This window comes from Aeromicrobium duanguangcaii, from assembly GCF_024508295.1.
GTDB lineage: Bacteria > Actinomycetota > Actinomycetes > Propionibacteriales > Nocardioidaceae > Aeromicrobium > Aeromicrobium duanguangcaii.
In genome coordinates, this window is record NZ_CP101990.1 from 1,679,279 (window position 1) to 1,692,575 (window position 13,297).

General features: G+C 69.3%; 6 protein-coding genes. 3 read left to right on the forward strand and 3 right to left on the reverse strand.

Annotation, left to right across the window (positions count from 1 at the left end):
* Positions 1 to 146: 146 nt before the first annotated feature.
* Both NP095_RS08405 and NP095_RS08410 read left to right on the forward strand, forming a co-directional pair.
* Complete coding sequence (locus NP095_RS08405; RefSeq protein WP_256765895.1) at positions 147 to 3,212, forward strand: hypothetical protein; 3,066 nt, start codon at positions 147 to 149, stop codon at positions 3,210 to 3,212.
* Complete coding sequence (locus tag NP095_RS08410) at positions 3,209 to 6,643, forward strand: hypothetical protein (RefSeq protein ID WP_256765896.1); 3,435 nt, start codon at positions 3,209 to 3,211, stop codon at positions 6,641 to 6,643. Before NP095_RS08405 ends, NP095_RS08410 begins: the two co-directional genes overlap by 4 nt.
* A 546-nt stretch (positions 6,644 to 7,189) precedes the next feature.
* On the opposite strand, the gene NP095_RS08415 is transcribed toward NP095_RS08410, so the two are convergent.
* The gene (locus NP095_RS08415) at positions 7,190 to 8,188 is read right to left on the reverse strand and encodes a hypothetical protein (RefSeq protein WP_256765897.1); all 999 of its coding nucleotides are present in this window, start codon (positions 8,186 to 8,188) and stop codon (positions 7,190 to 7,192) included.
* A gap of 155 nt (positions 8,189 to 8,343) precedes the next feature.
* On the opposite strand from NP095_RS08415, the gene NP095_RS08420 reads away from it, so the two are divergent.
* Positions 8,344 to 9,234, forward strand: a complete 891-nt coding sequence (locus NP095_RS08420) for a sulfite exporter TauE/SafE family protein (protein ID WP_256765898.1) — start codon at positions 8,344 to 8,346, stop codon at positions 9,232 to 9,234.
* Positions 9,235 to 9,280: 46 nt separating this feature from the next.
* Here NP095_RS08420 and NP095_RS08425 read toward each other — a convergent pair whose 3' ends face one another.
* Both NP095_RS08425 and NP095_RS08430 read right to left on the reverse strand, forming a co-directional pair.
* The gene (locus NP095_RS08425) at positions 9,281 to 10,366 is read right to left on the reverse strand and encodes an SDR family oxidoreductase (RefSeq protein WP_256765899.1); all 1,086 of its coding nucleotides are present in this window, start codon (positions 10,364 to 10,366) and stop codon (positions 9,281 to 9,283) included.
* A 78-nt stretch (positions 10,367 to 10,444) separates the two neighbouring features.
* Positions 10,445 to 13,240 (reverse strand): cation-translocating P-type ATPase, encoded by a 2,796-nt coding sequence (locus NP095_RS08430; protein WP_256765900.1) that lies wholly within the window; start codon positions 13,238 to 13,240, stop codon positions 10,445 to 10,447.
* Between the last annotated feature and the right edge of the window lie 57 nt (positions 13,241 to 13,297).

The following is a 13,297-nucleotide window of genomic DNA, read 5'->3' on the forward strand; positions in this document are numbered from 1 at the left end:
TCCGCGCGATCTATGTCACACCCTAATCATGCGGAACACCTGTTCCAGGCGTCGAACCCCGATAGCCTCCCGAAATGCGTCAAAGTTCCGGTGGCTGTAGAAAGCTAGCGATCCTCCTCTCAGCCCTTCTCGCGACCTTGGCGACGATGCTGACGGTCGTCCCCGCCGCGCAGGCGGCGACGGGCGTCGCGGTGAACGTCTCCAGCATTCCCGCAGAGGAATCATTCACGGTCTCGATGACGAGCACCTTCGACATGAGCGGCGTGTACTACGACTACCGCAGGGTCGGTGCCGCCACGTGGATCGAACTGGGCCCCCATCAGTGGTCCACCATGAGCCGCTCGCACTCGTTTCCCATGAGCATCGACACGCCCGGCCAGTACGAGTTCCGGGTTCGGGCGACGCGGCGGTACGTCAGCTACGGCTGCGGCCAGACCGGCTGCGTCACCTGGGAGATCGACGTCTCCCCCACCACCGCGACCATCAACGTCACGGCACCGCTGCCGAAGGTCACCGCGATCGCACCCACGGTGAACGTTGGCTCCTTCACCGTGCCCACCGTGGCGGGTCTCACCTACCAGTTCCGCGGCCCGGGCGCGACGAGCTGGACGGCTGTCCCGGAGGCCGGCGTCACCGGCCGGCAGGTCTACGAGGTGCGGGCGCAGGCGCAGTCCGGTTACAAGCTGGTCGGGACCTCGACGTTCAGCGCGGACACGCGTGAGCCGGTGTCCTTCCCCGAGCCTGTCGGCACGGGCGGACACATCGCCGCGGTCGCCCACCCCGGTTACACCCTGAAAGCAGGCCGGCGGGCGGATGGCACCTTCCAGCCTCCGAGCACGCTGCCCGCCACCGGCGTGGTCACGCCCGGCGTCTGGCGGGTGAGTGCGACGGAGAACGCTGGCTACCGGGTCACCGGCACCAGCTCCTACGACGTCGACGCCCGTGAAGTGATCGCCACGGTGGCGCCCGACCTGGTGGGCCATGTGCTCACCATCCCGACGCACCCGGATCTCACCTACACCTTGAACGGCGAGCCGGTCGCGGCCGGCACCACCCACCGCGTCATCGCGGCCACGGTGAACGCGGAGTTCCGGTTGCCCGACGCCCAGAAGGCACTGGGCGACACCACGTGGACCTTCGAACCCGGGCGCATGACCGTGCAGACGGCCGTCCCGACCGCGGGTCCGCTGACCATCGAGGTCGACGTCCCGGAGGGTGCCCGCTACGAGTACCGCGCCGGCACCACTGCTCCGTGGCGGCTGCTGCCGACCGACGGCCGTGTCGGTGGTGGCGTGTTCGAGGTGCGGGCGCTCGCCGAGGACGACTCCTTCGTCCTGAGCGGTGACACGTCGTGGACCAGTCTGGACACGCGCCTCCGCGCCGCCGCCGTCGTGCCGCCCGTCCTCGATCGCGATGAGCGAACCGTCGTCATCCCCGAGGTCGACGGCATCGAGTACCTGGTCGACGGCATCGTGGTCGAGGCAGGGACGCACGACCTGCTCACCAAGTCCGTCATCACCGCGCGGTTGCTCGACGACTACGTCTGGAGCCTGAGCGAACCGCCCAGCTGGAACGTCGACCACCGCCGGCCGGTCACCCTCGTCCCGCCATCGGCCGACCGGACCGCCCGCACGCTCACCATCCCGCACGTGTCCGGCGTCGAGTACCGCATCGACGGCACTCCCGTGACGGACGCCGGTCCTCGCGCGCTGCGCACGACCGCCACGGTCACGGCCCGGCTCGTCGACACCGAGACGACCGTGTGGAGTGAAGAGCCGCCGAGCACGCGATGGGACTTCGACAACCGTGTCCGCATCAGTCCGCCCGGCCCCGGTACCGACGTGGACCGACTGGAGATGACGATCCCCTCGGTCCCCGGTGTCGAGTACCTCGCGGGCCTGCATGTCCTCGAGCCGCGGGTCTACACCCAGCTCACCGCGATCGACATCCACGCACGCCTCACGAACGCGGACGAGTCCGTCTTCACCGATGACGCGACCACCTCGTGGAGGATCGACATGGGAGGGCAGGTCGACGTCGAGCCCCCGAAGCCGGAACTCGACGAACGCACCGGAAAGGTCACCATCCCGGTGGTCGCGGGCGTCGCTTACAGCATCGGCAGCACGCCGGTCTCGCCCGGTACGCACACCCTGCCCGCCGAGGCCCAGGTTGCCGTGAGCGCGGCGTCGGCCTCACTGCGTTACCGGGTCACTGGGACGAGCCACTGGATGTACGACGGTCGCAGGCTGGTCGAGGTGGCTGCGCCGACCTTCGATGCCGAGGCCCAGTCGATGGTCATCCCCAGCGCGCCCGGCGTGATCTACGCCGCCGTCCGTCCCGGCGACGACCTCCAGGCCCAGCCTGAGGTCGTGGAGCTCGCTCCCGGTCCGCAGCCCGCCGTCGGGCTCTTCGTGGTCTACGCCATCCCGGCCGACGAGACCTATCGCCTCTCCGACACGTCCATGGGGCCGTGGTTGGTCTCGCACTTCACGGTGCCGGTGACGGTGACCGCGCCGACGGCCGACCTCGGTGGGCGAAGGGTGACGATCCCGGAGACGCCCGGAGTCCAGTACAAGATCGACGGTGTCCTCGTCGGACCCGGTGAGCACGCCTACCGGACCTTGGTCGAGGTGACAGCTCACGCAACCGGTCCGGGGTTCGTGCTGAACGGCGATGACCGCTGGACGTTCGACCTGCGCACCCGCACCCCCGTCCCAGCTCCCGTGGTGAACGCCGCCTCCAGCACGATCACGCTCACGGTGACGGCCGGAATCGTCTATGTCGTCAACGGCGTCGAACTCACCGGCGGCACCCATCTCGTCAGGCTGCCGGCGACCGTCCTGCTCAAGGTGGTCGACCCGAGCATCGCCGTCACGGGCACGGCGTCGTGGCGATTCGCGGCACCCGCCGGGTACATCGCTCCTCCCAAGGCGGAGTCGCCATCGAAGCCCGCTGCGGCGCTGAAGGCGGTGAAGGCCAAGAAGCCGAAGTTCCGGAAGAAGAAGGGTCGACTGGTCCTGACCCGCACCACCGGCGTCACGTACAAGGTGCGCGTCAAGGCCAAGGGCAAGAAGGCCAAGACTGTCACGGTGAGGTTCACCGGTCGGACGAAGGTGATCCGCATCAAGCGCGGTGAACGCGCAGTCGTGACGGCCACCGCCCTGCGTGGCCACAAGATCTCGGGAGCAAAGAAGTGGACGTTCCGCCGATGAGCACCCGCGCACGAGCCGGAAGGCACAACATGAACATCAAGCGAGCCCTTGCGATCGTGCTCTCCACCCTGGTCACGGCGGCTGGAGTCCTCGTGGGAACGGCAGCTCCGAGCAACGCCGCCGTAGCCCTCACGATCACCGGCCCCTCGAGCTCCTTCGTCGACATCACGGGAAATCAGAGCCGTACCGTCTCCGCGACGTGGCTCGGCAACCCGTTCACCAGTGCCGAACTCGCCATGAAGTCCCCCGCCGGGACCACGATGGCCGCACCGACCGTCGCCGCGATCGGGGGCGGCATCTACGGCTCCACCTACACCTGGACGATCCCGGGTACGGCCGCCGCAGGGAGGTACACCATCGAGGCTGTGTCCTTCACGGGGTTCATGCAGCCCAAGGAGGCCGCGACATCCAACCAATTGGTCGTGAACGTGGTGAAGGGGAACATCCTTCCCTCCCATCCCGACGGCTGGGGCAGTCTCGCGCAGTGGAGTGTTCTGGAGCCTCTGACCTTCCTCGCGCCGATGCAGTGGTTCCCCGTGGACGTCACCGTCTCCACGCAATGGTTCGAGAGTGAAGGCACGACCCATACCCCCATCGCCGGGGCGACCTCGGTCGACTGGGTCCCGCCGGGCTCCATGATCGGCAAGAAGGTCTTCCGCCGCGACACAGGCAGCAAGACCGGCTACGCCAACGCCTCCGTCGACTCCGTGGTCGTCTCCCTGCTGGCACGTGAGGCGACCCCAGCCGCTCCCACCTTCGACGAGGCCGCCTCGGCGGTCACGATCCCCACCTCGCCGAACGTCACTTACACGATCAACGGGGATCCCGTTGCCGCCGGCACCCACCCGGTCGCCGACCACACTCTCGTGCTGGTCCGCGCCGTGCCGGCCGAGTTCTACCGCATCACCGGCACGTCGCAGTGGCAGTTCGATCGCCGGTCCCCGGTCTCACCCCCGGCTCCGACCGGGGCCTCCACGGCACGTCACATCGTCATCCCGAGTGCTCCGTTCGTGAAGTACCGGGTCGACGGCGAGGTCCTGGCCCCCGGCCAGCACGGCCCCTACGGCCGGGTCCGGGTGACCGCCGAGCCGACCGACGAGTTCCACCGTCTCGACGGCGTCGCGACGTGGGACCTGGACGTACGTCGTCGGCTCACCCCGGTCGCCCCCACCGCCGACCTCGATGCGATGACCCTCGACATTCCGTCCGTGCACGGGTTGATCTACACGATCGACGGCACACCCGTCGAGGAGGGCCGGTTGGTCGATCGCCGCGGCGCCGTGACCGTCACCGCGACGACCGCGGACGACACGTACGCCGTGACCGCCGGAGCCAGCGCGTCCTGGACCTTCGACTTCGAGCAGATCAAGGTCGTCGTCACGTCGTTCGAGTTCCTGAGCGGGAACCGGATCCGGATTCCGGCGACGACCGGAGTGGTCTACCGCCTGAACGGCGAGCGGGTGGCGACCGGCGTCCACGACCTCCCCCGCGTCTTCACCATCACCGCCGAGCCTGCGTCCGCCAGGTACGTCATCGAGGGCCAGACCTCGTGGACGTGGGACGAACGTCTGCGGGTCACGCCCCTCCCGCCCTTCGAGGGCGACTACTTCGGCTACACGATCCCGCAGACCGAAGGTGTGCAGTACCTGGTGGACGGCGAGCCTGTGGAGCCGGGCGTCCACTGGTACGAGAAGTCGACGCCGGGCAACGTCGACATCACGGCGGTCGCGACCGATCCGGCCGAGACGATGCTCGCGGGCACGATCTCCTGGACGTTCTCCTTCGGAGCCCTCGATTCGTTCCTGCCGCTCCGTGCCCGCGTCGGCGAGGACGGGAACTCCCTCGTGCTCCCGAACCAGAAGTGGATCGAATTCCGCATCGACGGCAAACCGGTCAGCGGGCTCCAAGGTCCGTTCTCCGAGGAGATCGTCACGGTCCACGCAGTCTCCACCCACCCGCTGCTGCGGTTGGGGGGCGTCACCTCCGAGAGCTTCGACTTCCGCACCGTCATGACCCCGCCGGTGCCCACGTTCGACGACACGACCAAGACCTTCACGATCCCGTCGAGCGACGCGTTCCAGTACGAGATCTCCGGCGGGGGCGATGTCGAGGCCGGGACGCACCCCGTGCCCGGCCGGAACGAAGCCACCACCACGGTCGGCATCCGCGCCGAGCTCAAGGAGCCGCGCAAGCACGTCGTCACCACCGGCGCGCCGACCAGCTGGGAGCACGACTTCCGCTTCGACCTCGTGCGGGCTCCGTGGCCTGACGTCGACCTCGACGCCGGCCGGCTGACCATACCGGCTCACGACGCGAGGATCAGCTACACGATCGACGGTGAGCCGGCAGCAACCGGCGACCATCACGTCCGCGGCATCGTGGCGGTGGGTGTCGTCCCGGCCGGCCCCGAGGTCCGCGTCGTGGGCTTCACCGGGTGGCGGGCACTTGATCTGGGCGAGATCGTCCACCTGCAGGAACCCGTCTTCGACGGTGAAGACATGACGGTGGAGATCCCTGAGGTCACCGGGGCCACCTACGCGATCGATGGGAAACCCGTCGGGCCGGGGATCCACGTCGTGTCTGCCGGCACCGTGCGCGTCTCCGCCAAGGCCGACACGGGGTACAGGATCGACGAGAGCGCCACGTCGGCCTGGGACCACCAGTTCACGACGCACGCGGTCATCGTCCTGTCCCCCACCGCAGACACGTCCGCCAGGACCATCACGGTCCCGTCTCTCGCCGGGGTGCAGTACCGCATCGACGGAGAGGTCGTGGCGGCCGGAACTCACGAGTTCACCACCCGAGTCGTCGTCACGGCAGTGGCTGAGAACCGCTCGTGGGAGCTGTTCGGCGCGAAGAAGTGGCTGTTCGACCTGAGGGCGGCGGTCACCCCGGCGGCACCCACCCTCGACGCGGACACGTCCACGATCACGGTGCCCGCGACCGAAGGCGTCGCATACCGGGTCAACGGCACGCTGCTCGGCGCTGGGAGCCACCCGGTCGCGCTGCCCGCCAAGGTGGTCGCCGAGCCTGCGTCGGACACCGTGCGGATCGCCGACGGCGTCGATTCGACGTGGGCGTGGTCCACACCGACCACGCCGCCGGCCGCGGCCACGCCGCCCGACGACACCGCCGCGGTGCCCGGCGCCGAGCCGGTCAAGACTCCCGCCAAGGCGAAGGTCACCCAGGTCAAGGCGAAGAAGCCGAAGTGGGTCAAGCGCAAGGGCACGCTCACCTTCACCCGGACCGAAGGTCTCGTGGTGAAGGTGCGGATCACCGCCAAGGGCAAGAAGGCGAAGGTCAGGACCATCACTTTCAAGGGCTCCAAGGCCGTGCTCAAGGTCAAGAAGGGCCAGACCGTGCGGGTGACAGTCACGGCGAAGACCGGGTTCCGCACGATCGGCAGGACCGCCTGGACCTTCAAGCGCTGAACGACAGGACCGCACCTCGCCGGAGTGCACCCGATGCTGGGGCCGCCCGTGCTCGGTCCCCGCGGCGGGCAGCTGCCGCGGGGGCCCACGGCCGATCGCCTGGCCTGCGCGTGCGCGGTGTGAGTCGGGATGGAGGCGCGAATGACGGACATGGGAACCCCGGAGGGATCGGGACCGGCGCTGCTGGCCGTGCCCCCGGCGGCGGGTCCCGGCGTCGAGCCCCTCTGCTCGTGGTCGTGGCGCTGTTCGGACTCGACTGGGTCGCCAATGTGCCGCCAACCGGCCGGGTGGTTGACCCCAAACTCAGCCAGCGGGATCTGACCGCGTTCGCCGTGCACCCTTGTGTTGTGAATCGGTCGACGTATGGGGCGAAGGCGAGTTCGATGTCGACCAGCCACCACATCAGGCTCCCCCCGGTGCGCAGGACGTCACGGACGCCGGTCCGCTCCCGTGGTCTCTGTCACGTCCACATCATCCGTCCCGACGTGCCGCCCAGGCTTGCGATTGCTGACTCTTCCCTGCGGTTCGGACGAGGAACTCCATGGGTCAATCGGGGTCGGCACGGAGCGTGCGCTGGCGTAGCAGCGTGGCGACGACGATCGTCAGGCTGATGGCGGCGGCACCGAGGTCGGCGAGGAGCTCCACGCTGGCGCCCACCGAGTCGTCGTAGGGGTCGGCCCAGAAGGGTACGACGACGCCGACGAGAACGGCGCCCAGAGCGAGTGCCAGCGTGTGCTCGGACTTCCACCGGCGACTGCGCGACCACGTGCCGATCGCCATGATGGCGGTCGTGATCACCAGAACACCGACAGCAAGGGCGACGGCGTTCTCGCCGGGCAGGTAGAGCAGGTACGCGGCGAATCCGCCGGCGGCGAGCACCCACGGGGGCGGAACGCGCGTGTCCGTCGCCGCGCGTCGGCGCCAGCACAGCCCCGCGGCCCCCAACAACGACACCGCGGCGACGGCGACTCCGATCTGGAGCGGCGAGGCCTGGAAGCCGTTGCCGTCCTCGTCCTTGACGCCAAGGAAGTTGACCAGGGTCGCCATCGCGTAGAGCGCGACCACGATCCACACGCCGCGGCGACTGAGCCACGGCTCGGCGCCGCGCCGTGACCACGCCTCGGTGAGGGCGATGGGTATGGCGATGCTGGCCACGACGTGCCCGGTCACGAAGGTCACCAGGTAGTAGAGGCTGATGTTTATGCCCTCGATGTGCACGGGGTGCTGGAAGTCGTAGCGCCCGAAGCGGGGGTTGAACAGCGACTGGTCGACCAAGCCCGCCTGCAGCACACCGAACGCGGCTGCGAACAGCACGATCGTCGGCCACCCACGGCCGGTACGTCGAGCCACCTCGCGGATCAGAACCGCCGCTCCCCCGTACATCGGACCGAGGAACAGCACGATCAGCGGGAGGTCGGTGGCGGGATAGCCGCCCCAGGACAGCTCGGCGAACCACGGCGCCACCACCATCACGGCCAGGACCGGCGCCCACCGCGTCCGAGCAGGAGGCGCGGCGACGTCACGTCGTGTCGATCGGCCTGTCATGGGAGTTGGCGACCTTCTCCGGATCCGACGCTGGCGGTGCGCCGTCGCGTCCGACCGGCGGCCGCTCCACGTTCCGGACACCCGTCCACATGGTTTCTAACTCACGTAACCTACTCGTGTTTGACCACTACTGGAACGTCTGAGGCGGGGTTGGCATGGGGATCGTCGTGGCCTTCGCGCTCGCGGGCGGGCTTGCTCAGCTCGTCGACGGCACCCTCGGCATGGGCTTCGGCGTCACCTCGGCCACCGTGCTGCTGTTCATGGGTGTCGCGCCCGCCACGGCCAGTGCCGCCACCCACGCGGCGAAGCTGCCGACGACGCTGATCAGCGGGCTGTCGCACTGGCGTGAGGGCAACATCGACACCGGCGTCCTGGTCCGCGTCGCACTGCCGGGCGCGGTGGGCGGCTTCCTGGGCGCCGTCGTGCTCACCAACATCAGCCTCGCCTCGGCGAAGGGCTGGATGTCAGGGCTGCTGGTCTTCTTCGGCTTCGTGATCTTCGCCAGGTTCGGCCTCGGAGCCCAGCTGATCCCGACACCCAAGAACGGCCACACCGCACGCTGGCTCTCACCGATCGGCCTGCTCGGCGGCTTCGTCGACGCCACCGGTGGCGGCGGCTGGGGTCCGGTCGTCACCCCCAGCCTGATGACCGTCACCCGTCACGAGCCGCGCAAGATCGTGGGAACCGCGAATGCCGCCGAGTTCCTGGTCGCAGTCTCCGTCTCCTTCGGATTCCTCACCGGCGCCGCGCAGCACGGGATCCCGTGGTTGCCCGTGGCCGGCCTCGCCCTCGGCGGCGTCATCATGGCCCCGATCGCCGCGCGACTGGCCGGCCGGCTGCCGCATGCGGCGATGGGCACCCTGGTGGGCGGCCTGGTGATCGTGGTCAACGCCGTCACGATCGTCGATGCCGTGGGCGGCCTGCCGACCTGGATCGACGCTCCGCTGATCCTGCTCGCGGTGGTCGTCACCGGCACCGTCGCCGCCAAGGCCTGGCGGCGCGAGAGGGACGACCGCCCGGCCGCCCTGGGGGCTCAGCCTTCCTGACCGCCTCGCCTCCGGCACGAGGCGCCCAGTCGAGCCCGTGGGGGAATCACGGGATGACGTGGGCGTCGCGGTACTGCTGGGCGTAGTCGAAGAACGTCGCGCGGGTGTCGCGGGTCGCCGAGAAGCCGGCGGTGCGGCTCTTGTTCATGTCGGTGACCACCTCGATCCCGCGGCCCAGGTCGGCGTCGGAGTGCCACCAGGAGGCCACCCGGGACAGGTCCGGCTCGACAAGGCGGTACGTCTCCGCCATCTGTCGCCATGTCGTCTCCGCACCGGCCATGGACGCCTCGAGCGTGCGGGGGGCGCCGGCGTAGCCCTCCCACTCCAGGTCGAACCACGCCGCGATTCGGGGCCACAGCCAGCGCCAGCGGAAGACGTCGCCGTTGGCCGTGTTGAAGGGCTCGTCCTGACCCGCCGGAGTCCGCGCCGCCCACGTCATCTGCTCGGCGAGCAGGCCGGCATCGGTGACGTCCGTCAACCCGTTCCACTGCTGCTCCGAACCTGGGAAGACGAAGGGCTGGTCCAGCTCGCGGCACAGCGACGCGTAGGCGCAGAGAGTCGCCACCATGTTCATGGCGTTCCCCGTGGCGAACCCGAACACCGTGTGCGAGCGGTGCACGCTCCAGGTGAATCCGTCGCGCTCGGCGGCGGCGAAGAGCTCGTCCTCCTGCGCGTAGTAGAAGTTCGGGTACGGCAGCCGCTCCTCGTCCTCGTGGAAGGGGGTGTCGGGCATGTCGCCCTGGCCGTAGGCCTCGAAGGGGCCGAGGTAGTGCTTGAGCCCGGTCATCAGAGCCACGTGCTTCACCGATGCGGCCGGGGACAGCGCCCCGAGGAGGTCGCGCACGGCACCGCCGTTGACCCGGATGTTCTCGGCCTCGGTCTCCATCCGGGTCCACGCGGTGATCGCCACGAACTCCGGGGCCACGTCCGCCAGCGCAGCGTGCAGCCCGGCGGGATCGCTCAGGTCGGCGCGAATCGTGCGAACGTCGGGGTGCGGCGTCGATCCGCTGCGCGACAGGCCGTAGGTCTCCCAGCCGTCCTCGACCAGACGGCGGGCGACCGCCTGCCCGACGATTCCGGTGACTCCGACGACCAGGGCACGGCGTGGTGACGCCGCGGGTGACTCGATCATGCGTGGTCCTCTCGCGGGTCGTGGACCGTCGCATGACGGTCACCATTCGACAGTACGGGGGCGTCCACGGGGGTCGTCTCAACGACGCGCGAATCCCCGGATGACGATCTTGCGCACCTCGTCGTACCAGAGCACGACGGAAGCCAGTGCCGTGCAGACGACCCAGTGGACCAGGTCCAGGGAGCCGGTGCCGAAGGCGACCTGGAGCACCGGAATCTCCACCACGGCGACCTGGAGGACCACCGCGAGGACGATCGCGCCCCACAGCCAGGGATTCCGGAACAGCCCGTGGAACACCGTCGTGGTCTCCGACCGCGCGTTGAGCGCATTGAACAACTGAGCGAGGACCAAGGTGGTGAACCCGGCCGTCCGGGCGACCTCGAGGGAATCGTCGCCCTCGACCAGTCCCCCCGGCAGGAACACGTCGATCGAGAACAGGCTCACGATCGCCATCACGAGTCCGATCGTGACGATGCCTCTCCACATGCGCGGGTCGATCGCGCGGTCGTCCAGCCGGCGGGGCGGTCGCTGCATGACGTCGTCGATCTCGGGATCGACGCCCATCGCGAGCGCCGGGCCGGAGTCGGTCACCAGGTTGATCCACAGGATCTGGGTCGCCAGCAGCGGCAGCACGATCGTCTCGTTGCTCGCCTCGTTGAGCCCGAGCACCCCGGCGAACACGACCCCGAGGAAGACCGTCAGCACCTCGCCCATGTTCGACGAGAGCAGGTAGCGCAGGAACTTCTTGATGTCGTCGAAGATCACCCGTCCCTGACGGACCGCCATGACGATCGTCGCGAAGTTGTCGTCGCCGAGGATCATCCGGGCGGCCTCCTTCGTGACCTCGGTGCCGGTCACGCCCATGGCCACGCCGATGTCGGCGGACTTGAGCGCGGGTGCGTCGTTGACGCCGTCGCCCGTCATCGCCACGATCTGTCCCTGCGACTGCAGGGTGTCGACGAGCAGCAGCTTGTGCTTGGGCGAGACCCGCGCGTACACCGACACCTCGCGGGTGGTCTCGTCCAGCGCGCCGTCGTCGAGGGTGTCGAGCTCCGCGCCCGTCACGGCGCGACCGCCGGGCTCGATGATGCCCAGATCGGCCGCGATCCGCGTCGCGGTGGTCGGGTGGTCGCCGGTGATCATGATGACCCGGACGCCGGCGCGGTGGGCCTCGGCGATTGCCGTGGCGGCCTCGGCCCGCGGCGGGTCGATGATGCCCACGACGCCGACGTAGACCAGATCGCGTTCGATGGAGGCGTCGACCTCGCCTGGTCCGTCGACCGGCAGGTCGTCGGCCACCCGGTAGGCGACGCCGAGGGTCCGGAAGGCCTCACCCGACAGGGCCTCGACCTGGGCCAGACGCTCGGCCCGGGCCTCCTCGGTGAGCGACACCGTGGTCTCACCGACCTGGTAGGCCGTGCAGTGCGCCAGCAGCACGTCGGGCGCGCCCTTGCTGAAGATGAGACGGGACCCGTCCCCGCGCTCGCGGTGCACCGTGGACATCATCTTCCGCTCGGAGGTGAACGGGATCTCGGCCTGGCGCTCGAACCGGGCGAGTTCCTCCCCCGTGCCCTCGAGCTTGCGCGCCGCGACGAGGAACGCCGCCTCGGTGGGATCGCCCTGGATGCTCCACTCCCCATCCCGCTCGGTCAGCTGGGCGTCATTGGCGAGCGCTCCCGCGGCCAGCAGGAGTTGGGTCTCCGAACGTTGTGCCCCCGCCAGCGGCTCACCGCCCACCGTGACCTGACCCTCGGGCCGGTAGCCGACACCGCTGACGTCGGCGCTGCCCGACGACGTGACCACACGCTCGATCATCATCTCGTTGCGCGTCAGGGTGCCGGTCTTGTCGGTGCAGATCACCGATGCCGATCCGAGCGCTTCGACGGAGTTGAGCTGCTTCACCACCGCATTGCGTCGCGCCAGGCGCTGCACGCCGATCGCGAGGACGACGGAGAGAATCGCGGGCATCCCCTCGGGCACCGCCGCCACCGCCAGCGAGACGCCCAGCAGCAGGACGACGACGAAGTCGGCCGGCTCGGTCACCCCGTCGACCACGACGATCGTGATCATCACGATCAGCGCGATGACCACCACGACGATCCCGAGCATCTTGCTGATGTAGGCGACCTCGACCTGCAGCGGCGTGGGCTCCTCCTCCGTCGCGTCGAGCATCTCGGCGATCGCGCCGACCTCGGTCGACATGCCGACTCCGGTCACCACGGCGCGGCCGACTCCCTGCACCACGGCAGTGCCCTTGTAGACCATGTCGCGTCGCTCGGCCAGAGGCGCCGGCTCGGCCAGCGTCGCGGCGTTCTTGGTCACCGCCTCGCTCTCACCAGTCAACGACGCCTCCTGGATCCGGAGCGCACTGGCGCTCAGGAGTCGCGCGTCGGCGCCCACTGCGTCGCCCTCGTTGAGGACCAGCACGTCACCGACCACGAGCTCGGCCGACGGCACGGTCTTGAGCTCACCCCCGCGGAACACCGTCGACGTCGCAGCCGTCATCGAGCCGAGCGCAGCGACCGCGTCCTCCGCCCGGGACTCCTGCGTGTACCCGAGCACGGCGTTGAGGATGACGACGAGGGCGATCACGACCGCGTCGACCGGGACCCCGTCTGCGCCCTCGATGGCCCAGGAGACCAACGAGATGACGACGGCCACCAGCAGCAGGTAGATGAGGGGGTCCTGGAACTGCGCGAGGATCTTGCGCCAGGTCGGGATCGCGTCCTTGCCGCGCAGCTCGTTCGGGCCGTTCTCCTCGAGCCTGCGTGCCGCCTCCGCGTCCGACAGACCCGTCGCCGGGACGACCTCCAGCCGATCCGCCACCGCCTGCGCGTCGACGACTGACGCGTCCTGCATGTCGTGAACGATCATGTCTCGACCCCATGACCGATCCTGTCCCACGTCGGCCGGCAGCGCGACAGCAGAGGA

What these genes read in the sequence shown, in the direction of transcription:
- NP095_RS08430 (WP_256765900.1), bottom strand. Translation starts at nt 13,240, where the DNA reads ATGATCGTTCACGACATGCAGGACGCGTCAGTCGTCGACGCGCAGGCG.
- NP095_RS08415 (WP_256765897.1), bottom strand. Translation starts at nt 8,188, where the DNA reads ATGACAGGCCGATCGACACGACGTGACGTCGCCGCGCCTCCTGCTCGG.
- NP095_RS08420 (WP_256765898.1), top strand. Translation starts at nt 8,344, where the DNA reads ATGGGGATCGTCGTGGCCTTCGCGCTCGCGGGCGGGCTTGCTCAGCTC.
- NP095_RS08410 (WP_256765896.1), top strand. Translation starts at nt 3,209, where the DNA reads ATGAGCACCCGCGCACGAGCCGGAAGGCACAACATGAACATCAAGCGA.
- NP095_RS08425 (WP_256765899.1), bottom strand. Translation starts at nt 10,366, where the DNA reads ATGATCGAGTCACCCGCGGCGTCACCACGCCGTGCCCTGGTCGTCGGA.
- NP095_RS08405 (WP_256765895.1), top strand. Translation starts at nt 147, where the DNA reads ATGCTGACGGTCGTCCCCGCCGCGCAGGCGGCGACGGGCGTCGCGGTG.